The sequence below is a fragment of the Nocardia wallacei genome (genome assembly GCF_029868745.1).
Taxonomy (GTDB): Bacteria; Actinomycetota; Actinomycetes; order Mycobacteriales; family Mycobacteriaceae; genus Nocardia; species Nocardia wallacei_B.
The window spans coordinates 50,669-75,658 of the sequence record NZ_JARWOP010000226.1 but is presented as its reverse complement, the minus strand read 5'-3'; the positions used below and the strand labels follow the sequence as shown (position 1 = coordinate 75,658).

Below are 24,990 nucleotides of genomic sequence, written 5' to 3'. Positions count from 1 at the left end.
TCCCGGCTACACCCTCTCGGAATCCGACTACTCCCCCTCGGAGTCTGGTTACTCCCCCTCCGAACGCGGCTACTCCCTGTCTGACCCGGGTTACTCCCCCGCCGAACCGGGCTACTCTCCGTCTGGACCGGGCTACTCTCCGTCTGGACCGGGCTACTCCGCCACCGAGCCTGGCTACTCCCCGTCTGAACCGGGCTACTCCGCCACCGAGCCAGGCTACTCCCCGACTGAAACGGGCTACTCCCCCGCCGACCCCGCCGACGCCCCCGCGGAGGCCGGATAGGCAGCCCCCCACCCGGAGTCGGCCGCGGACGAGCCCGCTTCCGGCGGTGATTAGCCTGGCTCGGGGGCTTAGTAGCCCGGTGCCGTCGGTGAGTAGCCCGGTCCAGACGGTGAGTAGCCCGGTTCGGCGGGGGAGTAACCCGGGTCAGACAGGGAGTAGCCGCGTTCGGAGGGGGAGTAACCAGACTCCGAGGGGGAGTAGTCGGATTCCGAGAGGGTGTAGCCGGGATCTGAAGGCGCATAACCCGTTTCGGCGTGGGGATAGTCGCGGGACCCGCCCGCAGCGCTGCCTGTGGAGCGATGGGGATAACTCGAACGCTCGTCTCGAACGCCCCGGGGGTCCTCCGGCGGGTAGTACGCCGAAAACCCTTCGGGCGGTGTGGCTTCGTCGTCGAACGCGTCGAACGATTCGCCCGGCGCGACGGCTTCGCGGCGCGGTGCGCGATTCGCCGCGGTGGCACCGGCCGCCGCGCGCGCGGATCGTGCGGCAGCCGAGTTGCGCTGTGCCGCACCGGTCTTCGACTCCGGCCCGCGCGCGGATTCCGCTCCACCGCGCGACTCCGCGCCGCGGGCATGGCGGGAGCGGTGAGGCGGGTCGGACGCGGGCACGTACCCGAGCGGCCGGGCCAGCATCACAGCGATCGCCGTGGTGAGCGGCACCGACAGGGCCAGGCAGATACCACCGACGGCGGATCGGGTGATCTCGATCCCCACCGCGTCGCCGGTGAGCACGTCCCGGAACGAACGCCCGGCCACCGAGAACAACAGCAGCAGCGGCAGCGCCCCACCGGCGTAGGCGAGCACCAGCGTGTAGACGGTACTGGCGATGTGGTCACGGCCCACCCGCATGGCCGCGGTGAAAATCTCTCGGCGCGAGGCCTTCTCGTCGAGCGCGGCGAGTTCGAACGCGGCCGACGCCTGGGTGATGGTGACGTCGTTGAGCACACCGAGCGAGCCGATGATGAACCCGGCCAGCAGCAGTCCGGTGATGCTCACATGCTGCAGATACGTCGCGACGTTGGCGTTCTGCTCCTCGGAGAGTCCGGTCAGATGGGTGATCTCGAGCGCCACCCAGGACAGCACCGCGGCCAGCACCATCGCGCTGAGCGTCCCCAGCAGCGCGGAACTCGTCCGCAGATTCACCCCGTGCGCGAGATACAGCACGGCGTACAGGATCAGCGACCCGGCCACCAATGCCACCGGCACGGCCGGTTTCCCGTCCAGCAGGGCAGGCAGCAGGAACATCACCAGCACCCCGAACGCGAAACCCAGGCCGAGCACGGCTCGCAGCCCGCGCCAGCGCGCCACGATCACGATGACCGCGACGAACGCCAGCGCGATGATCGTCAGCGGCAGCCCGCGCGCGTAGTCGTCGAAGGAGTAGATGGTGGTGCCGCCCGGATCGGCCTGCCGGACGACCCGAATGTCGTCGCCCACCCGCAGATCGGGCTGCCCCGGGCCGGGCGCGATCTCCAACAGCGTGTGCTTGCCCTGATCCGGCCCGGAATCGATGGAGACCAGACTGCGCTGGCAGTTGTAACCGTTGGCGCGCGGCGCATTCGGCGTGTCGTCGAACACGCGGCCGTTGGACAGGCTGCCGCAGGGACCGAGGTCCTGCATGGTCACGGTGCCCGCCTCGGTGTGCACGGCCCCGCCGCCGCCGTTCTGCATCGGCAGCGGAATGTCGACGTGCTGGTGACTCGGCCACAGCCAGAACAAACCGAACAGCACCAGCACGCCGATGCCGGCCAGTAGCCCGACCACGACCTTGGCCGCCGTGGCGCCAATGGCGATCGGTCCGGAGTGATCGTGGTGATGGTGGTGGTCGCTCACCGCTGCGAGCCTAATTGGTTTCGATTGTCGACATCGCGACGGCGGGTACGCGCTGCTCACGCGACGGGAAGAGGTGGGAGGGGCGGCGGAGAGCAGGGGGATGTCTCCGCCGCCCGAGAGATTCGACGGCCCAGGGGGGTAGGCGGTCGAATCCAGGGCCGAGCGGCCCAGGGGGGTAGGCGGCTCGGCCGGGGGCACCTGAGTGCCAAGGCCCACTGTACACAAACGGCCATTCTTTGCGCTAGCTAAGTCTTTAAACAGCGCACTTATTCGTACTCACGGTCTGTTTTCGCGAGTGTTGAGGTCTGTACCGGAATCACTGCCGATAACCCGCGAGGAAGTTGCCGAAACGCTCGATCGCGACCGCCAGGTCCCGCGCCCACGGCAGCGTCACGATCCGCAGATGATCATGGTGCGGCCAGTTGAAGCCGGTGCCCTGCACCATCAGGATCTTCTCCTGCAACAGCAGGTCCAGGATCAGCTTGGAATCGTCGTGGATTTCGTACACCTCGGGATCCAGCCGCGGGAACGCGTACAGCGCGCCCTTCGGCTTCACACACGACACCCCGGGGATCATGTTCAGCTTCTCCCACGCCACATCGCGCTGCTCGAGCAGCCGCCCGCCCGGCAGGATCAGGTCCTCGATGCTCTGATGCCCGCCGAGCGCCACCTGAATCGCGTGCTGCGCAGGCACATTCGGGCACAGGCGGGAGGAGGCCAGCAGATCGATACCCTCGAGGAATCCGGCGGCATGCTCCTTCGGCCCGGTGATCACGAGCCAGCCGGACCGGTATCCGGCCACCCGGTACGCCTTGGACAGGCCGTTGAAGGTCAGGCACAGCAGGTCGGGCGCCAGGGACGCGAGCGAGATGTGCTTGGCGTCGTCGTAGAGGATCTTGTCGTAGATCTCGTCGGCCAGCAGCAGCAGCCGATGCTTGCGGGCCAGGTCGACCAGTTGCTGCAACACCTCCGACGAGTACACCGCGCCCGTCGGGTTGTTGGGGTTGATCACCAGCAGCGCCTTGGTCTTGTCGGTGATCTTCGACTCGATGTCGGCGATATCGGGCTGCCAGCCGTTGGACTCGTCGCACAGATAGTGCACCGGGGTGCCGCCGGCCAGGCTGGTCATCGCCGTCCACAGCGGATAGTCGGGGGCCGGGAGCAGCACCTCGTCGCCGTTGTCCAGCAGGGCCTGCATGGTGATGGTGATCAGCTCGGAGACGCCGTTGCCCAGGTAGACGTCGTCGACGTCGAACTCCGGGAAGCCGGGTACCAGCTCGTAGCGCGTCACGATGGCCCGGCGCGCCGACAGAATCCCCTTGGACTCCGAATAGCCCTGCGCGTACGGCAGCGCCGCGATCATGTCCCGCATGATCACATCCGGCGCCTCGAAGCCGAACGGCGCGGGATTGCCGATGTTCAGCTTCAGGATCCGGTGCCCCTCGGCCTCCAGCCGCGCCGCGTGCGCGTGTACCGGCCCGCGGATCTCGTAGACGACGTTCTGGAGCTTGGTGGACTGCTCCAGGGTCCGCGGGGGCAGAGGTGACTGGCTGGTAGGGCTCACCCGTCCCATGGTGCCAGTTGGATCAGGAGCCGCCCCCGGCCGGGATCACCCCGCGAGCGGCGTTGGCCACGCAGAACTCCTCGATGCGTTCGTCGAGCCGGCGGGCCTCGCTCGCGTCGCGGAACTCGGGTCCGGCGATGCGCCGCCGGATGCCGCTGAGCCGCTCCTCGAGCTGCGCGATGCGCTTGTCCTCGGCCAGCTCCAGCACCGGGGTCAGCGCCGCGGCGGCGCCGTCGAGACTGCCGTTGATCAGGTGCGCGGTCGCATTGTCCACGCGCGCCAGGGATTCCGCGCCGTAGGAGCGCCGCTCCTCGGGGCCGTTGGCGTACAGCTCGATCGCCCGCTGGGTGGCCTGCAATGCGGGTGCGGCCTGGCCCAGATGGATATAGGTGGCGCCGGCGTAGTACTGACTCTTCGGCTCGTTGAAGCCGAACACCCCGCCGACCTCGTCGTGCAGGTTGTCGGTGCCGTTGCCGTCCCGGGCGCCGTCGGCGGCGCCGATGCAGCGTTCGGTGTCGGCGGGGCTGCCCAGCTTGGCCCAGATACGGGCCTCGATGTTGTGCAGCCGCACCCGCGCGGTCGCCGACTCGGCGTACTGCTGCCCGCTCTGCGCCAGCGTCACCGCGTGCCGCGGGCGGTGCGATCCGTACTCGATCAGCGCCTGCATCCCGCGGGTCCAGGCGCGTAACCCGTTGTGCCCGCACAGTTCCGCGTAGGCCCAGGCGGCGCGGGCCTGCTCACCGGCGGCGTCGTGGTATCCCAGGTCGGTGCTGGCATTGGCGAGCAGCCCGGACAGCGTGCCGGCCAGCAGATACAGATGTGTTGTGTCCGAAGGTCTCTGATGTCCCTCCAGCAGTCGGTAGACGCGCCTGCGCACCCGCAGCATCTCCACCATCATCGGAACCGGCGGCACGTGCACATAGTCGTTGGCGATGCGCATGACGTCGGCGTCGAGTTGCTCCAGAGCGGTGGCACCCACGTTGGTGATCTCGGCCCGACCGGCGTGTTCGCTGGCTTCATGGGCAGCCGCCATGATCAGATCCCTCTCCGAAATCTCGGCTGACGCATCACCTCTCATCGCACCGGTGTCAACCAGAGCCAGAAGTTCCGCGTCGCTCGAATACTTGGCGCGCGCCGAATCTGCCGGGCGCGCATCGATGTCCGGCGCGGGCCGATCGATCAGGGGCTGATCGACCAACGCCGCGAAACGTGCCCGCACGACCTCGTCGGACCTGGCAAGAGATGTGTCCAGAGCGGCCTGGTTGACCGGGCGGGGATGTACCCGAGCGCCCCCCGCCTCCCACTTCGAGACCAGTCGTTCGTGCACACCCAGGTGCGCAGCGAATTCCCGGATACTCATCCGCTTGGCATCGCGGAGGGCACGGGCTTCCCTACCTGACCACTGCCGGACCACGATGTCATCCCTTCCGCACGAACTCCGTACTCCAGAGTACGAGCGCGCAGTGATCGCAGCCACAGCCGAAACCGAGCTGGTATCAGCGGTTTCGGAGATCTCTCGGCAAAGGCAGCGGAAAGGCAGCGCAAGGAGGGTGTGCGGGCGTTCCGGATCGGTCGGCGAGGCGGGATCCTGGATGAGGATCGAGGGAGCTCGCCGTGAACGTGGAGAAACTCAGGACCGTCGAGGATTGGGTGGCGTTCTACCGATACGAGTACGGACTGCCGGTGCACGAGCGCGGTGGGTTCGTCATGCTTCCGATCACCGGGCGCGTCGGCGTCGTGCATCTGCCCACCGCATATGCCGGCGGCGTCCGGGATTCCCTCACCACACAGGGCGCCGATGGGCCGACGCTGGCCCGGCAGATCCGCTGGAGTTTTCTGGTGGCGCCCGACAGCCGTCCCGGCGCCGCGGTGCTGGACGCGCTGAACCGTTCGGACATAGGCATTCCCATCGCCGGAAGCGCCGTGATGTTGCCGACCGGCCTCGGCCGTTGGACCAGAGAAGGGTGCCACTGGGTCCGGCCACCGAGCCGCGACGACGAACTTCCACCCCTCTCGGTGGTCATCGCGACGGCTCTGGCGGTGGGAGGCGGGGGCGAGGACTGACCGCAGACCGGTCCTCGCCGTCCCGCGGCCGGGGGGGGGGGGGGGGGGGGGGGGGGGGGGGGGGGGGGCCGGGGGTGGGGGGGGGGGGGTAGTACTGCCCGCCGACCGGTCCTCGCCGCCCCGCGGCCGGGTCCGCCCCACTTTGGCAGTCGACGGGGCGGACCCGGATTATCCGAGCCGGAAAGTCGAAGCACTCGGCAAATCTCTGTAATCTCGTTACTGAGACGTGATTGTGATCTATATCACAATATCGCTGCGAGTTTGCTGATCTTACTGTCTGGTACGGCTGTTGTGGAAATGAAAACCATGCTCGTCTCGATGATCAGATAATGCGTGGTCGTCAGTTATTGCTGAATACGTTGCTTCTTAATCGGCGTGTGCCCGATGATTGCCGATGGCTATCAGGGCGGGGGCGTCGGTGCGGTGTGTCCAGTTCGGGCAGGACCTGCTCATGACTGTTTTACATATATCGAATCCGTTATTACGCAGCATTCCGTAGCGGTCGCTACCACCCGAGCCGGCAATAGGACATGGCTTCGGTCGGTGATAGGAATTTTGTGTCGGTGAACATTCAGACACCATTCGGCGTCCCGCGTTGAGATCCGACAGGTAGGTTCTGCAGAAAGGTCGAGCTGATGCTGCCGCAGGCTCACCCGGTGCTGATGGTGTGTTCGGCACCGTCGCCCGGTGAATCGTGGACTCCCGAACAGGCGCATCTCGTGATGCAGGTGCACATCGAGCATCTGTGCGCGGCGAAGCGTCACGCCAAAGCTGTTCTGGTGGAGGCGAATCGGATGATTCCGGCCGATTCGCCGCATATGGGAACGTGATTCCCGGGCTGCTCCGGGTGGTGACGAATTCGGCTGCGGCACCGCGTGTGCCGCAGCCGAATTCGTCTCATTCTCGCGCCGGAGCGCTCACGCCTGCTGCCAGAGGGCGGGCGTGGCCGCGGGGGTCCAGCCCGGGTCGTAGGCAGTGTGGGCCTGCAGGCACTTGTATCGAGCGCCTTCGTAAGTAACCACGTCGCCGACCCTGTAGTCGGCGCCCTGTCGCCATGCCTGGGCGGAGCCGCCCGGGGTCGAGGTCGGCGGTGCGCTGGTGGTGGGTTGCGGCGAGGTGGTCGGCTGGGATGTGGTGGGCTGGGACGGCGTGGTCGGCTGGGTCGACGTGGGCGGCGCCGGGGTGGTGGTCGGCGCCGTGGTCGTCGTGCCGCCGGATGATCCGTCGCCGATGTTCAGGTCGACGCAGGAGTAGAAGGCATTCGAGGTGTCCCCGATGTTCCACACCGCGAGCAGCTTCTGCTTGCCGCTGAACTTGCTCAGATCGATCGAGTGCGTGACCGACTCGCCCGGCAGCTCGTTCTTGCCGTCGACCTTGCCCACCTGGGTGTCGCCGATGAAGTACTCCCAGTCCGCGGTGCGGTGCTGAGCCGTGTTCGTCCAGGTGAAATCCACCTTGCTGCCGACGTTCTGGACTTTCCAGCCCTTGCTGTCGTCGTCGAGTTCGGGGTACTTGTTCGCCCCGCAACTCTTCAGGCCCTTGGGTCCCTCCACGCTCTGCGGCTCGTAGCTGATGTCGCCGCAGGACACCAGGCCTTGGGCGCATTGCGCCTGCCGGCTCGGCGGTGACGAGACGTACCCGTGTGCGCTCGCGGTGGCGGTGGGCAGCAGTGCGACGAGGATCGGCGCGATTCCGGCGGCCGCGCCGACGAGGGACAGCATTCTTTTGCTCACTGATACTCCTTGTGAGAGATTGTGCGGACGGCGCGCCGGCACGCGGTCCTGTGATCGCTACGTGATAGTTCCGTGATGGATTCGGATCATTTTGGCGGAAACTTTTCCTCGAAACCTAGGTGTTCTGAAACCTAGGTGGCAGCAATCGGGCAGTCAAACCCTCCCTGGCCGACTCGTCACAGATGAGTCGATTACGCAATTCGGTCAGTGGGTGTGAACAGGTTAAATAGTGAATTCGCATTACCAATCGCCGATTGCCGCACAACTCTGTCCGGTCGGTTTGTTTGCTGATCGGCAAACTTGTCCGCATAACCCATCGAATGAAATTCCGGAATGGGCAATGCGACTGATCATCGGCACTGTTATCAACCGACCTTTGTGCAATTGCACAGTTGCCCGCGATACCGCTCGACACAGCGACCTCGGAAACGACCGAGGGTGGCGCCGCCGATACCGGCGACGCCACCCTCGGGTGTGCTTACGAGCGGATCAGTTCTTCCGCCCCGGAGCCTTGGCCCCGGACTTGAAGCCCAGTCCGCCCGGCTTGGCCGTCGGAGGCTTGGGCGCATCGCCATTGCCCGCATCCGACGCCGCCCCGGACGAAGCAGACTCGTCGGCCTGCACCGGCTCCGCAACGGCTCCGGGTGTCGGTTCCGCCGAACCCGATTCGGTAGCAGCCGGTTCCGCTGCCGCCGGTTCGGCCGCCGCGAGCTTGGGCGAGCCGGGCGCTTTGGCTCCGGGCTTCTTGAAGCCGGACTTCATCGCCAGCCCCTTCGGTGCCACGGTCGGTTTCGACTCCACGGGACCCGATTCCGCCGCGGCCGAATCCGTCGCACTGGATGTGGTGCTCTCCGACGCGGACTCGGCAGGTGCGGCCGACTCGGCGGGCGTTGCCGGTTCGGCGGCTGCGGGCTTGGGCGAGCCGGGCGCTTTGGCTCCGGGCTTCTTGAAGCCGGACTTCATCGCGAGGCCCTTCGGTGCGACCGTCGGCTTCGACTCCACGGGACCCGATTCCGCCGCAGCCGAATCCGTCGCACCGGATGTGGTGCTCTCCGAAGCCGACTCGGCAGCAGCTTCCGCCGGTGCGGAGTCCGCGGCCGATTCCGCGGATGCCGACTTCGCGCCGGGCGCCTTGCCCGCACCCTTCATCGCCAGGCCTTTGCCACCGGGCGCCTTGGCGCCGCCCTTCATGCCCAGACCGCCCGGCTTGGCGGTCGGGGCCGCGGGGGCCTCGGTGGCGGACTCCGCCGCGGGCTCGGCATCGGTTGCCTTCGCGCCGGGCGCCTTCGCGGCACCCTTCATCGAAAGACCCTTGCCGCCGGGCGCTTTCGCCGCACCCTTCATGCCCAGACCCTTGGCCGGTGCCGCAGGCGCCTCGCCGGACTCCTCGGCGGCCGCGGGGGCCTTGCCGCCGGGCGCCTTGGCCGCGCCCTTCATACCCAGGCCGCCACCCGGTGCCTTGCCGCCACCCTTCATACCCAAGCCACCGCCGGGCGCTTTGCCGCCACCCTTCATGCCCAGGCCCTTACCCGTCGCGGGAGCGGCCTTGGGCTCGGCGGGCGCGGGGGCCGCCTCGGCCACCGGCTCGGGCTCCGAAACCGGTTCCGGCTCAACCCGCTTGGGCTCCTGGATCACCTTCAGGTTCTCCGACAGCGTGCCCGGCTCGACCCGGTCGATCGACTGCAGCATCAGCTGCGCCACGTCGACCACCTCGACGCCCTGGCCGACCTCGCCGGAATCCTTGCGCGCGGTCACGCCGTCGGTGAGCATCACGCGGCAGAACGGGCAGCCGGTGGCGATCATCGACGGCTCGTTGCCGCCGCCGAGGGCGGCCAGCGCCTCGTCGGTGCGGTCGAGGTTCACGCGCTTGCCGAGCTGTTCCTCCATCCACATCCGGGCGCCGCCGGCGCCACAGCACATGGACCGCTCGCCGTGCCGCGGCATCTCGGTGACCTTCGCGCCCGAGGCGCTCATCAACTCACGCGGCGCGTTGTAGATCTTGTTGTGCCGGCCGAGGTAGCAGGGGTCGTGGTAGGTGACCTTCTCCGACACCGGCTTCACCTGCACCAGCTTCTTCTGCCGCACCAGGCGGTTCAGCAGCTGAGTGTGGTGCACCACCTCGTAGGTGCCGCCCACCTGCGGGTACTCGTTGTTGAGCGCGTTGAAGCAGTGCGCGCAGGTGACGACGATCTTCTTCTTCGAATCCTCGACACCCTCGAACACCGAGTTCAGCGTCTCGATGTTCTGCATGGCCAGCTGCTGGAACAGGAACTCGTTGCCCGCGCGGCGCGCCGAGTCGCCGGTGCAGGTCTCCTCCGCGCCCAGCACCATGAACTTCACGCCCGCGGTGGCCAGCAGTTCGGCGACGGCCTTGGTGGTCCGCTTGGCGCGGTCCTCGTAGGCGCCGGCGCAGCCGACCCAGAACAGGTACTCGTAGCCGTCGAAGCTCTCGGCGTCCTGGCCGAACACCGGAATGTCGAAGTCCAGCTCCGACATCCAGTTCAGCCGGTCCTTGGCGTTCTGGCCCCAGGGGTTGCCCTTGTTCTCCAGATTCTTGAACAGGCCCGCCAGCTCGGAGGGGAACTCCGACTCGATCAGCACCTGGTACCGGCGCATGTCGATGATGTGGTCGACGTGCTCGATGTCCACCGGGCACTGCTCCACGCACGCGCCGCAGGTGGTGCAGCTCCACAGCACCTCGGGGTCGATGATGCCGCCGACGTCCTCGCCGCCGACCAGCGGCCGCTCCGCCTCGGCCTTCGCCGCGTCCGAGATCTTCGCCAGCGCGGCCTCGTTCGGCTTGCCCTCGGCGTCGACCAGGCCGACCTCGTCGCCGCCCATGTCCTTGCGGCCACCGGCCAGCAGGTACGGCGCCTTCGCGACGCCGTGGTCGCGCAGCGACATGATCAGCAGCTTCGGCGACAGCGGCTTGCCGGTGTTCCACGCGGGGCACTGGCTCTGGCAGCGACCGCACTCGGTGCAGGTGGTGAAGTCCAGCCAGCCCTTCCACGAGAAGTCCTCGACCCGGCCGACACCGAGGGTGTCGTTGTCGGGGTCGATCTCCTCCATGTCCAGCAGCGCCTTGCCGTCGGAGGTCATCGGCTTGGCCGCGCCCAGCGCGACGCCGCCGTCGTTCTCGCGCTTGAAGTAGATGTTGAAGAAGGCCGCGAACCGGTGCCACGCGACACCCCAGTTGATGTTGCGGCCGACCAGCAGCAGGAAGGTGCTACCCGACACCATCTTGATGAACGCGAACACCGCCACCATGGCGACGCTCGACGGCAGCAGCTTGGCGACCTGCATGGTGAAGAAGTCGGTCCACGCGGTGGCGTGGCCGTAGGTGGCGATCTTGCCGGCCTTCACCAGAACCATGCCGAGGCCCTCGATGAGCACGATCAGCTCGATCGTGTACGCGGGTCCGAACCGCGAACCGCTGAAGCGCGACAACCGCTGCGGCACCCGGGGATGGTTGAGCTGGCGAATGACGATCAGCGTCACGATGCCGATCACGGTGGCGATGCCGAGCAACTCGTCGGCGAGGTGATAGATGTGCCAATCGCCGAAGATCGGCCAGTGGAACTCGGGCTCGAAGGTCTGCCCGTATGCCTCGAAATACAGGATGAATCCGGCCAGGAAGCCGATCATCACCAGCCAGTGCGCCCATCCCACGGTGCGGAACTTGTTCATCCGCGTATGGGCCAGGAACTCGACGATCATCGTCTTCAAGCGGGGGAAGAACGGCCGCCAGCGGTCGGGGGCGGGCTGTCCGATCATGATGGCGCGGATCATTGTGCCGACGCCGCCGATGAATGACGCCCAAGCCACCAGGCTGAACGCCACCCCAATCGCGCCCAGCGTCACTGTCAGGGCATTCACGTCGCGACCTTCCTTCGGTTCAACGAGCATCCGGCGGCAGGGCTGTTGCCGTCGGCGGTTGCACGCATCCTAACTTCCAGTAAGTTACCCGCCGGTAACTTACCTGTCCACTCTATGATCTCCGGCGGGGCGCACCGCAGCTGGCTGGGGTTTCGGCCCGATAACCTGTGTGACCGGATTCACCCGCAGATCTCCTACGCTGCGGTTTCGCGTGCGCGCGGTTCGGCTATCACGGTAAAACCCGGCAAATCCGGTCCATAACCAAGGACACGCTTAGTTCCACTGGCGGGAAACAGTTCTCGCTTCTGGCCAGTGATTGAATTAGGCTCGCTTCGTCCTGCTTGCTGTGCGTATCTTCACACCGCTCGGGGAGGGTCTTGCAGGTCGCTCGGACGGAGTGGCGACTTGAGGGATGCGTGGGCTCTCGCGGAACAGGTACGCGCGCAACACCTGATGATGGATTGGATAACCGAATGAAGTTCCGCAGCACTACTGCGGTGGGCGCCTTGGCTATCGGCGCTCTGACTGTGGGGTTGGGTACCGCGCATGCCGAACCCGCAGCGCCGGCCGAGCACCCCGATTCGACGATCGGCTACTCGGTGGCCCAGGAAGACAAGACAGTGGTCGCCCGCCTAGGCAATGGGGGCGTCTTCGAACTGGTTCAGCCTGAGGCCTCGCCGGCGAGCGACGCGACAGCGACCGAAATCTCGGGCCAACCGACGGAGCAGGCGCCGACTCAGGTCAACGTCAAAGACGACAAGGGCAACACCGTCCTGAGTTTCCCGTTGGAATACGCGATCACGGGACAGCACATTCCGGTCAAGGCGGAGCTGCAGGACGACGGCAAGGCACTGGCGGTGACGCCGGAACGGCCGGCCGGGCTGCCGAGTGACCAACCATTGAATGTGAAGCCGGTCGTCAAACCGATTGCCTCGCCCGTTGAGAATCAGCGAGCACTGACGGACTTCTCCACGTACTTCGGTCTCGCCACGGCGATCGGTGGATTTGTCGGAACGGCAATCGGTGCGGTTGTCGGCTGCGCGCTCGGTCTGCTCGGAGTCGTTGTCGGCTGCCTCGTGGGGCTGCCGACCGGTGCGGCGATCGGTGGAATTCTCGGCACCATCGTCGTCGGTGGTCCGACGCTGGTCGCGGCCGGAGTCGACCTGGTCAACACTCTGCAAGCGCCCGCCGGTACCACCAAGTGGACCGACGACGCCATGCAGAAGCAGCAGCAGGTGCAGCAGCAAGCGCCGGTGCGGTAGCCACGCGGCTCATACGAAACCGGCCCGCTCCCTACCGGGGGCGGGCCGGTTTGGCCTTAGGGGGCGGGCCGGTTTGTGTTGGGCGAGCGTGCCGGTGGTATCCGGGCGCGTGCGGCCGTTGCGTTCGGTATTCGTTCCGATCGTGCGTCGACTAAGCTCGCCTCGTCGTGTGCATTCTGCACACCTTCGTCGGTCCGATCCTGCCGGGCGGGCCGCATGACGTGGGTGTGCGGTGCGACCTGATGAGGGATTGGAAGACCTGATGAAATTCCGCGCGTCCACTGCGGCCGGAGCCATGGTCATCGGTGCGATGACCGTCGCCGCGGGTGCAGCCCACGGCGAACCCGCGCTCACCGGCGCCGAATACATCGACTACGCCACGCGGGTGGTCGACCGCACGATCGTCACCACACTGAAGGGCGGCACGTTCGAGCTGGCCGACCGATCCGCGGCCGACGGGCAGCAGGTCCTCGAACTGAAGAACCGGACCGGCCAGGTCGCGCTGGAGATGCCGCTGAACTTCCGGGTGGCCGGGGTGCCGGTTCCCGTCCGGTCGGCGGTCAAGGAAGACGGCCGCGTGCTGGAGCTGACGCCGGACCAGCCCGCCGAGGTGGACCGCGAGCACCCTCTCACCGCGGTGCGACCGATCGCCTCGCCGCTCGAAAACGACCGCGCGATCAATGATTTCGCCACCAAGCTGGCGCTCGGCGGAGGCATCGGCACGGCCATCGGGACGGTGCTCGGCATCGCGGTCGGCGCCGTGCTCGGCGTTCCGATCGGCGGTGCCATCGGATGCGCTGTCGACGTCGCCACGGGCTGCGTCCCCGGCCTCCTCATCGGTGCCGTCGCGGGTGGAATCGTCGGCGCACTCGCCGTCGGAATCATCGGCGCGGCGATCGGCGGCGGCCCCACGGTCTCCACCGCCGGTGTGGAAATGCTGAACACCCTGCAGGCGCCGCCCGGCACCACCCCCTGGGCCGACCTCACCCAGCCTCCCGCCAGCCCGGTACAGCCCGCCCCGGCGCCCCCACAACCCGCCCCTGCCACGCCATAACCCTCCCGCTGTCACCTCTCCTGTATGCCCATCGCTCCGCAGGCTCGGGTGCCCACCGCTCCGCAACTCGGCCCGTACGCGACTACGGAACGCAGCGGTCGAGTTCCGTAGCGGCGACGTGCAACCCGTAGCGGTGTAGTGCGGCCCGTGCGACCGCGGGCGGATGCCGGGCGGCGGTCAGGAGGGGAGTTTCAGGCGGCCTGCGAACGACACCTCGTCCTCGGGGCTGCCGAGGCGGCCGAAGGATTTCTCGGCGACTGTGAAGGTGCCGTCTTCGCGGATGAGCAGGACTGTGCTGCAACGGGTGCCGTGCAAGGTGTCGGCGACGAAGCGGGCGGAGACGGCGCGTTCGCGGACCTGAGGGAGGCCGGTCTGGGGTAGTTCGTCGTCGGGAGCGATGGTGCGGTCGGCCAGCACGTCGAAATAGGCGGCCACGTCGGCCGGAGCCGTCTCGATGACCGAGCGCAGGGCGAGCAGTCCGTCGCGGACCTTCGGCCAGGCCGCGGCGCCGTTGTCGGTGCGGATCGCGACGGCGCCGTTCTCGGCGGGACCGTTCTCCGCGGTGCCGAGCAGCGCGCCGTTGGACAGGCCGTGCACGCCCGCGGCCAGTTCCAGGGGCGCGTGCCCGCTGCGATTGCTGTGCCACCACAGCGTGTCCAGATCCGAGACGATCAGATTGAAGCCGTTGTACGCGTCGGAGGCCGCCGCGACGCCACGGACGAACTTCTCCGGCCCGTGCTCGTCGCGCAGGAAGTCCATCAGCAGCGCGCCGCGGGAGCGGGTGCCGGGGCGGGCCTCGCTCGGGCCGCGCACGTTCGTCACCGTGGCGAAGCGATGGCGAGTGGGCAGCAATCCGAGCCAGGTGCCGGGAATCGGATTGCCCGCGCCCAGGTCCCGGCCCGCCAGCAGGCCCGGCACCTCCGGCCACCACCGCATCGATTCGGTTGGGCGGGTATAGAACTCATCCCGATTGGCCGCCACGATCAGCCGGTACTCGGGGTGCGCCCGCCAGCCCAACAGAACCAGACACATGCGTCCAGCATGCCCGACGCCGCACGGCCCGGTATACGGCCCCGCGCTGCCGGTGAGCTGCCCACGGCGCGGGACGGCGAAAGGGCCGGTGACTGCCCGTCACCGGCCCTTTCGGGGTATGCAGACGGCGTCCTCGCGACGCCTCGCCGCGGACTAGCTGGTGCGCACCCGCAGACCCGGGTTGTCCGAGAGCACCACGCTCACCGGCTGCGCGAACAGCTGCGGGGCGTTGCCGGTCAGGGCGCCGATCAGATTCGGGATCTCGCAGATCGGGTAGTCGGCCACCGACGACGCGCTGGAGATGCCCAGCGCCTGGGTGCCCGTCACGATCGGACCGCCGCTGTCACCCGGCAGCGCGCAGATGTTGGCCGAGAAGGCCTGGGTGAGCTGGCGCTCGCCGACATCCACCGTCTGGTCGACCGCGTTCACCACGCCGCAGGAGAAGCCGGTGCGCGAGCCCGACTTGCAGACCGGGGCGCCCACCACCGGAGTCGCCACGCCGGTGACCGCGATCGGGGCCTGGCCCGGGACGCGAACCTGGTTGTTGGAGAACCGATCCCGCGCGTCGTCGTTGATCGAGACGATCGAGTAGTCCTGCTCGCCCAGCACCGACTTCTGGAAGGTGCCCAGCTGTGCGCCGGTCTTGTTGCCGGGCAGCAACTCGAACATGGCCGGGGCGTTGGCGGTGCCGGCGGCCGGGATGTTCGGGTCGCAGTGACCGGCGGTGATGTTCACGACATTGTCGTTGCGGTCCAGGCCGTTGAAACCGGCCGAGCAGACCAGCTTCATCTTGCCCGCCACGGACGCGTAGCCGTCACCGGCCGCGTACGCGCCCGGGCCCTGCTCGCCCGCGATCGGCGTAGCCTGCGCCACCTCGGACTGCTCCGGCCCGACCGGCGGTGCGGCCATGACGATCACCCGCGCCGGGTCGACGAAGCCGGGCATCGGCAGGCCGGGCTTGTCCACCCGCACCGCGATGCTGTTGTTGACGGTGTCGACGACCACGCCGCGCACCGCCTGCGCCACCGCCTCCGGCTGGGTGGACAGCCACTGCTGGAAGGCGTTCTTCTCACTGCGCAGCACGGACTCGCTCTTGGCGACGTCGCGGACCTTGAAGCCGGCGTCCTGCGCGGCCTTGCGGGCCTCGTCCACGCCCTGCCCCTGCGCCAGCGCGACCACCGGCTGGCCGCCGTCGTCCAGCCACGATCCGGCGAAGGCCTGGGGGAACTGCCGCTGCGCGGTGGTGGAGAACGCGCCCACCTGCTGCGCGACCTCCGCGCGGTGCAGGTACTCCTCGGGGGAGATCTTCAGGTCGCGGGAGACGGCCGCGGCCAGGGCGGCGGGCAGATTCGACGCCGGAGTGGGCTCGGCGGACACCGTCGCCGCGACCGGCCCGAGGGCCAGGGCTGCCGCCGACGCGACGACGGCGGCTTTACGGAGACGGGCGCGCGGGTTACGCCCCACGGCGGACGACGAAAGACGGATGCGTGGCAGGAGCATGTGCCGACTATATGGGTTCAAAACGGTTATGCCTACTTATCTCGGCGTTCGATTCGGCTGACGTACCGGCATGCCGGACGGCACTCCGGTGATTCGTGAAAAATTCATTCCGGGTTCGGCTTTCACCCGGCGTTCTGGCGGGTACGCACCGCGATTCCCGAGCCGACCCCACCACCGGATTCGGCGTCGATATCGGCGAGGATCGCGCGGATCGGAATGCCCAGCGACGCCGTGCCACCGTACTGTGCCAGACCGATATTGGCCTCGTTGCAATCGGGGGCGTTGGCCGCATTGGACCCGCTGGTGATGCCGAGCGCCAGCGTGCCGGTGACGATGGCGCCGCCGCTGTCACCGCCGAGGGTGCAGGCCGAGCTGGCGAAACCGCGCACGGTCTTGGATTGGCCCTCCGTGGTGAACAATTGCGTCTCGACCCGGTCGGCGACCACGAAACCACAGGTGAATGTGGAGGATTGGCCGGACTTGCAGATCGGCGCGCCGATCACCGGGTCGGCGGTGCCGGTGACACTGATGGTGGTGCCGTTCGCGCCGCGCACCGACGGCTGGTCCATGCCCGCGCGCACCGCACGCTCGCTGAGCTGGATCACCGAATAGTCCAGGCCGCTGTTGCCGCCGACGTGCGCCCGCACGAATGTGCCGAGTTTCGGACTGGCCTTGATATTGCGGACGTCGGGCAGATATACGTCGGCCTGGCCGTCGCCCTTGTCGAGATTCGGATCGCAGTGTCCGGCACTGATATTCAGCGCGTTGCCGGCCGCGTCGATGCTGTTGAAGCCGAACGAGCACACGTCGACCGACTTCAGCGCCGCGTCGTCGAGCGAGGTCGGCGCGCTGATGTAGGTGTCGCCGCCCATCGGCCGCCGCTCGATCGGGCCGCCGCCGTTCGGGGACAGCACCACCTTGATGTTGGCGATCAGCGTCGGGAGGTTCAGCAGGTGGCCGCCCGGGGTGTTGGCGACGCTCAGAACCAGCTGACTGTTGAGGAAGTCGACGGCGACCGAGTTGATGGCCCCGGCGATGTCGCGGGGCAGCCCGCCGATCCAGCCGACGAGCTGGTCCAGCGAACTCTCCAGGTTGTCCGCGGAAATCGGCGCGAGCCGGGTCTGATAGCCCGCCGTCTCCGCGGTGTGCGCGGCATCGAGCGAGGTGACCGCCACGACGGGTTTGCCGTCCGCGGACAGCCAGGCGCCGGCGAATTCGTCGGGGCGTTCGGAACGGAAATCGCGGGCGTACTGGCGCAACTGCTGGGCACGGGCGGCACGGTCGAGGTATTCGGCGGGCGTCATCTTCAGGTCGCGGCCGATGGCCTGTGCCATCTCGGGCGGGAGCTGGTCGGCCGTCAGCTGCGCGGTCTCCGGTGCCGGGTCCGCTAGCGCAGGTGAGGCGCCGAACCACGGTCCAACGAGGACGGTCGAGGCGAACGCGGCGGCGGCAGCTTTGACCGTGGCGCGTCGCGCCGGCAACTTGCGCATGAAGTCCCTTCGTCAGGCACCGGGTGTGCCAGGTGGATCCGCGGGGCGGTAAGCCGTTGTGCGGCAACAGCCCTCATCCTGTAGCAGACCGAGCGCCCGGTCCGTGGAACCGGGCACTCGGGTCAGCGCTTCACTTTAGGGCACAAATGCGCCGAGTTCGCTACGAAACGATCACGGAATCCCGGCGTACGGCCGCTGTGGTTGCGGGGTCGGCAGCCAAGTCGGGTACGGGATGAACGGAATGATGGTGGTCGGCGTCCGGCGCGGCGTGGTCGGTGTCGTCCGTGTCGGGCGCGACGGTGAGGTCGTCGTCGCGGGCGGAGGTGGCGGCGGCGTCGCGGAGGTGGGCGGCGGCGGTGGCGGCGGCTCGGACGTCTCGGGCTCCGGCGCGGGCTCCTCGACGATGCTCGGCGGCGGGGCCACGAAAACCGGTGGCGGCGGCGGGGCGACGGTCGTCGGCGCGGGTTCCGAGCGCGCGTTCGGTAGTGGCGCAACGGGTGTGTCGGTGTCGCCGCGTAGTAGCAACCCCGCCGCGACACCGCCTAGGACCAGGCCGAATACCGCGGCGGCCGCGATCAGGACGAGGGTGCGGCGGCTGCGTCGCGAGCGGGGTTGCGGTGTCTCGGGTTTCGCCGTCTCGGCTTCGGCCACGGTCTCGGCGGGCGGCTCGGCGCCGGGGTAGACCGCCGGTGCGGCCGCGGAGTACGCCGCGGGCATGGCGGCCGAATAGGCCTGCATGGTCGGGTCGTCGGTCGGCAGTGCGGGCAGCACGTCGGTGACGATCAGCGAGTTCTCGGAGTGCGTCGGGTCCGGCGGCGTGCTGCCCGCCGGGGTGGCCAGCACGGCGGCCAGGGCCGCGCGGGCGGCGTCGCGGGCGTAGCCGCGGCCGTCGACCGTTCCGTCCTCGGATTTCCCGGGATCGGGAAGGTCGCCCTCGCTCACCAGGACCACCGACCGCAGGCCGAGATAGTCCAGGGCGTCGCGCAGCGCGGTCACCTGCTGGGCGGGCCAGTCCGCGGGATGGGTGGCGTAGAACTCGGCGGGGCCGTTCAGATGATCGGCGGCCAGATTGATCAGGCAGAACAGCGCGGTCGCGACCAGATCGTCGGCGCGGTACGCCTCGCCGTCGTCGACCGAGATGCCCGCCGGGTCGCCCACGGCCGCGAAAAACCCGGTGATGGAATGGGAATGGCCCGACGGCGGGTCGCCGCCCAGGGCGGCGTCGCCGTCGTCGGACATGTGCAGCACCGAGTCGCGGACGATGTAGTGGGGCTCGAGCGAGTCGTCGCCCGCCTCGCCGACACCGGCGACGATAGCGGCAACGCATTCGTCCTCGGCGATGCGCAGGCCCACCCCTGTGGCCATTCTCGTTACCTCGCTTCGGTGTCCCGGTCGGTGCCGCACCGATGTCACACGAGCAGCGAACCGTGGCCCATGGCGCGGAGCATCGACAATAACTCCGATCGGGACCCGGCTCCGATCCGACGCCGGATCCGCGCGACATGATGCTCCACCGTCTTCGCCGAGATGTACAGCCGAGCGCCGATTTCCCGGTACGTCAAGCCCAGTAGCACCAGTTCGGCGACCTCGCGTTCGCGCTCGCTGAGCATGGCGTCGCTGCGCGGGGCCGGTTCGGGGCGCGGCTCGGCGGCGGGCTCGGGCGGGCGGATCGGCAATTGCGGCGGGCGGGACTCGGTGCGCACGGTGCGGGCGAGTTTCAGCAGGGCCGTCGCGATCGTCGAATCGTCGGCCGCCAGCGCGGCCTCGCTGGCCAGCCGGGCGGCATCCCAGACCATGCCGATGGCCGCCAGCCGGCGCACCGCGGCCGCCACTTCGTCCGGCGCCACCGACCCGCGCAGCGTCAGCACCCAGGTGCGGCCCGCGTCGGCCAGCGCCGCCGCGTGCGGATCGCCGGCCAGAGCCGTCGCCTTCAATTGCTGTGCGTGCGGCAGCAATTCGTCGGGGCGTTCGCGGGCGATGGCGGCCTGGATCGCGTACCAGTGGAAGGCGTTGGCCCAGGCGGGCGGATTGCCCAAGCGGTGCAACAGCTTTACCGCGCCGTCGACCAGCGCCGCCACCCGGCTCTCGTCCTGCAACCGGATCCCGGCCAGCCACAGCTCGCCGATCGGCAGCAGCGCCAGCAGGTCGACGCCGATGTCGTCGAACAGCGGGTGGGCCGCCTGCCAGGCCAGCGTCAGTGCGGTGTGGTCGCCGCCGCGCCGGGCCAACCCGACCAGAACGCCGTGTGCGAGCAGCCGATCACGCTCGCACAGCCGGTCGAGTTCCAGGGCTCCGGCGAGTTGCGCGGCCGATTGCTCGTCGCCGCCCAGCATCGACGTCCACGCGGACAGCACGAGCAGATGCTGATCACGGGCAGCCACCTCGGGACCCGGGCCGGCATCGGAGGTGATCACCGGCAACGGCGTAGTCGTGGCCGCGGCACCGTGCAGAGCATCGGCGGCCCGCCGCGGCTCCCCCATGCTCAAGCACAGCAGCGTGGCGATCGACACCGCCGTACACGGCAGCAACTCGGTGTCCGCAGCGGCCGAAAGTTCCGCACGCGCTGCCTGAATCAACGAGGACGCCGCCGCGAGCGAGGCGGTGCGCCCGGGGGCATATGCGCCACTGATCGCGGGTGCCGGTGCCCCTTCCCACGGTCGGCCGGGGGCCGGTGAGTTGTTGGTGGCGGGTGCCGGTGTCCGTTCCCGCGGACCGCCGGGTGCGGGTGCGTTGTTGGTGGCGGGTGCCGGTGTCCGTTCCCGCGGACCGCCGGGAGTGGGCGCGCCGTTGGTGGCAGGCGCTGGTGTCCGTTCGGGCGGTCGACCGGGTGCGGTTGTGCCGCTCGCCGAGGCTGCCGACACTCCATCGGACGGTTGGCGGGTGGTAGGCGCGCCGTTGGCGGCCGGGGCCGATATGTCTTCCGGCGCTTGGTTGCTGCCGAAGGCGGTTTGGTTGTTGGTGGCGGCTGCGGGCAGTCCTTCCCGCGGTCGGCCGGTGCCGGGAAGGGAAACGGCGTTGGTGGTGCGTGCCGGTGTTCCTCCCTGCGGTCGGTCGAGGGCGGGCGTGGTTGTCAGACGGGTGGCTCGGGCCGATGCCTGTTGTGGCGGAAGGCCTTTCGCATTGAACGTGCCGTCGGCGGTGGGGTCCTCCAGGCCGAGGGTGCGGGCGAGGGCGGTGGCGATCAGGCTTGCGCGGGCGGTGGTGCGGGTCGGGGGCCACAGGGCGGCGGAGGCGGACATGGCCTCGGCCGAGTCGATGTCGCCCGCCAGGTACAGCACGGTGGCCCCGACCGCCCAGTCGGTGCCGATCCGCTCCGGGCCGAGCCACGAGTACAGGTCTGCGGCGCGGTCGGCCAGGCCGCGCCGGGTCCATACCCCGGCGCAGACGCGGACGGCCGCGGCGAGTTCGGCGGCCGGGCCGTCGGAACGGTCCAGCATCGGCTCGGCCAGCCGCAGCGCGACATCGGTATTGCCGAGGCGGGCGGCGGCTTCGGCCCAGCGCAACTTCACCGCCGGTGCGGGTCGCCAACCGGTCCCGGTACCGCTGGCCGCTGCCGCCGTGTAATAGCGGACCGTCTCCGTTCCCGCGGCTTCCGCTGCGGTACAAAGGAATTCGGCCAATCTGGCATCGCGCACGCCGGACTCCGCGAGCAGCAGCGCGGTGTGGTCGCGCAGCAACCCGGCTTCCAGTCGGGCCTGTAGCAGTCGGCGCTGCACCATGAGGAAGCGCCGATCGCCCACCAGCGTGCGCAGCGGGGCGATGGCGAGGGCGAGCAGCAGATCGGCGTCGGTCACCAGTGCGCTGGCACGGGCTCGATCGATGAGGTCCAGGGCGACGGCGTCGCTGATGTCCAGCACCTCGGTGAGTTCGGCCGGATCGAGACCGGTCCCGGTGGCCGCGATGACGAACGCATCAAGCAGGTGCGGGTCCGTGTCGTCGAGAAGCGCTCTGGCCCAAGCCGTCACGGCCGCGTCGACCGCGCCGATGCCGCTGTCCAGCCGCGTGGCGCAGGCCGCCGACAGCGCCGCCACCACGCCGCCGTGGATACCGGCGGTCCGGCCGTGGATGTGCTGGGCCACCGGCCGGGGCACCATCATGCCCAATTCCCTTGCGAACGGGGCGATGTCGGAAACACCGAGCGGACGTAGGTCCACCACGCGGCCCCGGCGCGACACCGCATCGGTGAACGCGCGGAGCGCCGGGTCGTGCGGCCGCGGACGGGTGGCGATAACCATTGTGCAGCAACCGGATTCGACGGCGGCGCACAACTTCACCAACTCGCTGGGTTCGAGGGTGTGGGCGTCGTCGACCACCAGGGCCGGACGGGGGCCGGTGCCGCCGGTGGCCTCGGAGACGGTGTCGCAGGCGACGATGCCGCGCCCGCGCAGGCGGTTGCGGATCGCCGCCAGCAGCGTCGACTTGCCGGTGCCGGAGCGGCCGCGGACCAGGAAGACCAGCGGCTCCGGTCCGGCGGAGTCCAACTCGCGGAACATCTCTCGCACGCCGGGGAGTGACTCGTGCGCGATAGCTGTATTGCTTGTCACCGGAGCTCAACCACCTGTGCGTTCGATTATCCGGCCCGGCGCGTCCAACACCGTGCCGAGGGTGTCGCCGGTTTGATCGAGGGTGTCGCCCAGCGTGTTGCCGAGCCCGCCGGGCCGGGGCAGGTTCGGACCGGGCACAGGCGTCGGCGAGCCCGGGGCCGGTTGTGGCGCAGGGGAAGCCGGGGGTGGGGCGGGTGCCGCGGGACTTCCGGCCGGGTCGGCGGGTGCCGCCGGCGCGGGGGAGCCGGGTGCGGCTGGAGACCCGGGTGCGGCTGGAGACCCTGCCGGGGAGCCGGGCGCGGTCGGGGAGCCCGGTGTGGCAGGGGACCCGGGTGTGGCTGGGGTGCCAGGGGATGCAGCTACCGGCACGGCCGATCGGTCTGCTCCGGTCTCAGCGGCGGGAGCCACTCCGGAGTCGTGCGCAGCCGTCTGCGATTTCGCGCTCGAGGCCGGATTGGATGTCGTGGCGGGCGACGAGTCGACCGCGGCGGTGCCCAGCGTCAATGTGCCGGTGGCCAGCACGGCGACGGCTACCGCCGCGCCACCGATCAGGGCCATGCGCTGCCAGGTGCTGAAGCGTCCGTCGCGCGCGGGATCCACCGGCAGCTCCGGTAGTGGTGAGACGGCGCGGGGCTCGGGAGGCGAGTACTTCTCCTGCGCCGGAACGGGTTCGGTGCGCTCGGCCGGAAGCACCGGCGCGACATCTGTTTGCACGGACTCCGCGAGCAGGTCCGCCGCCAGCAGCGCCGCCCCCTGCGCGGCGGTGTGCGCGGGCTCGGCGACCGCGCTGACGGGGAGGCCGAATTCGGTGGAGAGCAACTCGGTGAGCAGCGGAATCGCTGCTCCGCCCCCGGTCAGGAGGATTCGGCTCGCGGTGCCGCCCGCTCGGGTCATCGCCTCGCGCACCAAGGCCAGGGAGTCTCGCAGCGGTTCGCGGAACAACTCTTCGACGTCGGCGCGGACCAGTCGGATATCGCGGCCGGGCAACCCCGGGAACTGAACAGCGACCGCCGTCGCGGTAATTTTTGACAGTTCTTCTTTCGCATTCCGGCAGCGACGGCGCAGGGCCGACAATTCCGTTTCGACCACCGGATCGAACGGGTCGAGGTCGTAATCTCCCAGGGCGTTTGCCAGGACGTAACGCAACACCAGTAGATCGAATTCGCTGCCCGCTGCCTCGTCGGAGCGAACCGGCTCGCCGAGCAGGCCCGCGGTGCCGACCACCGACACGGTGAGGCCGGTACTGCCCAAGTCGTAGACGACGACCGGGCTCGCGGCGGCGTGATCGCCCTCGTCGACCAGCCGCCGGACCGCGGCCACCGCCTCCGGGACGAGGGTCACCTCGTGTCGGCCGGCCGCGTCCAGCGCGGTCCGCTGTGCCGTCGCGACGTGCGGTTTCCACCAGGTCGGCAGGCCGACGACGGCGCGTTCCGGGGCGGTGTCGTCGATCGCCGCGCCGATGACACCGGCGACCAGATCCGCCGCGGCGATCGGCGAGCCGTCGCCGGTCAAGATGTCCACGGGGTCGCCCACCCGGGCCAGGAAGCCGTCGGAAACGCCCGGCGGCGCGCTCGGTCGGATCCGGACGGCGAAGTCGCCGGTGGTGCCGTGGCCACCCCTGGTCGTCACGGCGACCGTGTTCGACGACCCGACGGTGATGCCGAGCGTCAGGCCCTGAGTCATTCGATAACCCCTGTCGTTCGAAACGCAAGGTGAAACGTGTGTTCGAAAAGTTGCGTGGTCGTCGCGACCTGTTCCGTCTGTCGGTTGCTGGGGGTTCGTTGTTACTTCACCTGGAGGAGGTACGGGGAAATTCCCCTAATGCCGCGACGGCCCCCATCGCGAAGGCGCTGTGGACAAGGGGGTTTCGCCCCGTTACGCGGAAACGGCAGGTGTTCCTAGCGTGAAAAGCAATTCGACTGCCGCGGGCCGCTACCGGCCCGCTGATCCTGGAGACGACCCGCCATGAGCCCGAACGCGATTCTCGAATTCATCCTCAGCCTCCTACGCGACCACGAGGCCGCAGTCGGCTACTGCACCAACCCCACCCAAGCCCTCTCCGCAGCCGGCCTGGAAGCGGTAACCCCCGAGGACATCGCCGCCGTAGCCCCCATGGTTGCCGAATCAGCCCTGGTCACAGGCGGTTCACAACTGTCCGCCATCGTCGCCGCCGGAGCGTGCGGTGCGGGGAGTGCAGGCCTGGGCGGCACGGCGGGTGCCAGTGTGGGTGGTGGCGCGGACGTGGGTGTGGGCCTGGATGGTGCCGTGGATGGCGCGTTGGACGGGGGCTTGGGCGGTGCGGTAAGTGCTGGTGCCGGTGAAGCATTGGACGCGGGACTCGGCTTGAGCGGTGCTCTGGGCGCGGGTGTGGGTGGCATGGGTGCTGGTGTGGATGGCGCGTTGGACGGGGTTCTGGGTGGCGCGGTAGGTACCGCTGTCGGTGGGGCGGTGGATGCGGGCCTCGGCCTCGGTGGTGCTGTGGGCGCGAGCCTGGGTGGTGCGGTGGATGCTGGACTCGGTAGTGGCGTGGGTGCCGGTGTGGGTGGGGCGTTGGACGGGAGTTTGGGTGGTGCGGTAGGTGCCGGTGGCGGTGAGGCATTGGATGCGGGCCTCGGCCTCGGTGGTGCTGTGGGCGCGGGTGTGGGTGGCGCGGAAGCTGAGCTCGGTGGTGGTGTGGATGGCGCGTTGGACGGGGGTCTGGGTGGTGCGGTAGGTGGAGGTATCGGCGGGGCATTGGATGTGGGGCTCGGCGGTGC

Annotated in this window: 15 protein-coding genes and 2 pseudogenes; 6 read left to right on the top strand and 11 right to left on the bottom strand. The window is 68.9% G+C overall.

Translation table 11 applies throughout. From position 1 onward, the window contains the following. Positions 1 to 849 precede the first annotated feature (849 nt). The 3 genes and pseudogenes from QH470_RS19330 to QH470_RS19320 all read right to left on the bottom strand — a co-directional run. Positions 850 to 2,115 (bottom strand): annotated as a pseudogene (locus QH470_RS19330) (YibE/F family protein); the annotation flags it as partial. 316 nt (positions 2,116 to 2,431) lie between these two features. Next, on the bottom strand, positions 2,432 to 3,688 hold the full coding sequence (locus tag QH470_RS19325) for a pyridoxal phosphate-dependent aminotransferase (protein WP_280273788.1): 1,257 nt from the start codon (positions 3,686 to 3,688) through the stop codon (positions 2,432 to 2,434). 13 nt (positions 3,689 to 3,701) lie between these two features. Next, complete coding sequence (locus QH470_RS19320; protein ID WP_483243880.1) at positions 3,702 to 5,093, bottom strand: helix-turn-helix domain-containing protein; 1,392 nt, start codon at positions 5,091 to 5,093, stop codon at positions 3,702 to 3,704. Between the two features lie 200 nt (positions 5,094 to 5,293). Between QH470_RS19320 and QH470_RS19315 the strand changes: the two genes are divergently transcribed. Both QH470_RS19315 and QH470_RS19310 read left to right on the top strand, forming a co-directional pair. Continuing rightward, positions 5,294 to 5,743, top strand: coding sequence for a hypothetical protein (locus tag QH470_RS19315; RefSeq protein WP_280273786.1), 450 nt, complete (start codon positions 5,294 to 5,296; stop codon positions 5,741 to 5,743). Positions 5,744 to 6,378: 635 nt separating this feature from the next. Beyond that, on the top strand, positions 6,379 to 6,573 hold the full coding sequence (locus QH470_RS19310; RefSeq protein WP_280273785.1) for a hypothetical protein: 195 nt from the start codon (positions 6,379 to 6,381) through the stop codon (positions 6,571 to 6,573). Positions 6,574 to 6,660: 87 nt separating this feature from the next. Here QH470_RS19310 and QH470_RS19305 read toward each other — a convergent pair whose 3' ends face one another. Together QH470_RS19305 and QH470_RS19300 are read right to left on the bottom strand one after the other, a co-directional pair. Continuing rightward, positions 6,661 to 7,476, bottom strand: coding sequence for a lytic polysaccharide monooxygenase (locus tag QH470_RS19305; RefSeq protein WP_280273784.1), 816 nt, complete (start codon positions 7,474 to 7,476; stop codon positions 6,661 to 6,663). Positions 7,477 to 7,965: 489 nt separating this feature from the next. Next, positions 7,966 to 11,352 (bottom strand): 4Fe-4S dicluster domain-containing protein, encoded by a 3,387-nt coding sequence (locus tag QH470_RS19300; protein ID WP_280273783.1) that lies wholly within the window; start codon positions 11,350 to 11,352, stop codon positions 7,966 to 7,968. A 473-nt stretch (positions 11,353 to 11,825) separates the two neighbouring features. On the opposite strand from QH470_RS19300, the gene QH470_RS19295 reads away from it, so the two are divergent. Together QH470_RS19295 and QH470_RS19290 are read left to right on the top strand one after the other, a co-directional pair. After that, entirely contained in the window at positions 11,826 to 12,614 is a 789-nt protein-coding gene (locus tag QH470_RS19295; protein ID WP_280273782.1) for a DUF8020 domain-containing protein, read from the top strand. 262 nt (positions 12,615 to 12,876) lie between these two features. Then, positions 12,877 to 13,668, top strand: a complete 792-nt coding sequence (locus tag QH470_RS19290) for a DUF8020 domain-containing protein (protein WP_280273781.1) — start codon at positions 12,877 to 12,879, stop codon at positions 13,666 to 13,668. Positions 13,669 to 13,845: 177 nt separating this feature from the next. On the opposite strand, the gene QH470_RS19285 is transcribed toward QH470_RS19290, so the two are convergent. The 6 genes from QH470_RS19285 to QH470_RS19260 form a co-directional block, all read right to left on the bottom strand. Continuing rightward, entirely contained in the window at positions 13,846 to 14,700 is an 855-nt protein-coding gene (locus QH470_RS19285) for an NRDE family protein (protein ID WP_280273780.1), read from the bottom strand. A gap of 153 nt (positions 14,701 to 14,853) precedes the next feature. Next, entirely contained in the window at positions 14,854 to 16,200 is a 1,347-nt protein-coding gene (locus QH470_RS19280; protein WP_280273779.1) for a S1 family peptidase, read from the bottom strand. 122 nt (positions 16,201 to 16,322) lie between these two features. Then, on the bottom strand, positions 16,323 to 17,690 hold the full coding sequence (locus QH470_RS19275; RefSeq protein WP_280273778.1) for a S1 family peptidase: 1,368 nt from the start codon (positions 17,688 to 17,690) through the stop codon (positions 16,323 to 16,325). A 171-nt stretch (positions 17,691 to 17,861) separates the two neighbouring features. Continuing rightward, entirely contained in the window at positions 17,862 to 19,055 is a 1,194-nt protein-coding gene (locus QH470_RS19270; protein WP_280273777.1) for a hypothetical protein, read from the bottom strand. A 44-nt stretch (positions 19,056 to 19,099) separates the two neighbouring features. Further along, positions 19,100 to 22,183: a LuxR C-terminal-related transcriptional regulator gene (locus tag QH470_RS19265; protein WP_280273795.1), complete on the bottom strand. Its 3,084-nt coding sequence runs from the start codon at positions 22,181 to 22,183 to the stop codon at positions 19,100 to 19,102. Positions 22,184 to 22,240: 57 nt separating this feature from the next. Beyond that, positions 22,241 to 23,917 carry an Hsp70 family protein gene (locus QH470_RS19260; protein WP_280273776.1) on the bottom strand — a complete coding sequence of 559 codons (1,677 nt, stop codon included), beginning with the start codon at positions 23,915 to 23,917 and terminating at the stop codon, positions 22,241 to 22,243. Between the two features lie 282 nt (positions 23,918 to 24,199). Between QH470_RS19260 and QH470_RS38265 the strand changes: the two are divergent. Together QH470_RS38265 and QH470_RS19255 are read left to right on the top strand one after the other, a co-directional pair. Further along, positions 24,200 to 24,346, top strand: a pseudogene (locus QH470_RS38265) (IniB N-terminal domain-containing protein); the annotation flags it as partial. Positions 24,347 to 24,818: 472 nt separating this feature from the next. After that, on the top strand, positions 24,819 to 24,947 hold the full coding sequence (locus QH470_RS19255; protein WP_280273775.1) for a hypothetical protein: 129 nt from the start codon (positions 24,819 to 24,821) through the stop codon (positions 24,945 to 24,947). Positions 24,948 to 24,990 lie beyond the last annotated feature (43 nt).

Coding starts and splice junctions, on each gene's coding strand:
- QH470_RS19325 (WP_280273788.1), bottom strand. CDS start 3,688: ATGGGACGGGTGAGCCCTACCAGCCAGTCACCTCTGCCCCCGCGGACC.
- QH470_RS19310 (WP_280273785.1), top strand. CDS start 6,379: ATGCTGCCGCAGGCTCACCCGGTGCTGATGGTGTGTTCGGCACCGTCG.
- QH470_RS19295 (WP_280273782.1), top strand. CDS start 11,826: ATGAAGTTCCGCAGCACTACTGCGGTGGGCGCCTTGGCTATCGGCGCT.
- QH470_RS19290 (WP_280273781.1), top strand. CDS start 12,877: ATGAAATTCCGCGCGTCCACTGCGGCCGGAGCCATGGTCATCGGTGCG.
- QH470_RS19285 (WP_280273780.1), bottom strand. CDS start 14,700: ATGTGTCTGGTTCTGTTGGGCTGGCGGGCGCACCCCGAGTACCGGCTG.
- QH470_RS19280 (WP_280273779.1), bottom strand. CDS start 16,200: ATGCTCCTGCCACGCATCCGTCTTTCGTCGTCCGCCGTGGGGCGTAAC.
- QH470_RS19275 (WP_280273778.1), bottom strand. CDS start 17,690: ATGCGCAAGTTGCCGGCGCGACGCGCCACGGTCAAAGCTGCCGCCGCC.
- QH470_RS19270 (WP_280273777.1), bottom strand. CDS start 19,055: ATGGCCACAGGGGTGGGCCTGCGCATCGCCGAGGACGAATGCGTTGCC.
- QH470_RS19265 (WP_280273795.1), bottom strand. CDS start 22,183: ATGTTCCGCGAGTTGGACTCCGCCGGACCGGAGCCGCTGGTCTTCCTG.
- QH470_RS19260 (WP_280273776.1), bottom strand. CDS start 23,917: ATGACTCAGGGCCTGACGCTCGGCATCACCGTCGGGTCGTCGAACACG.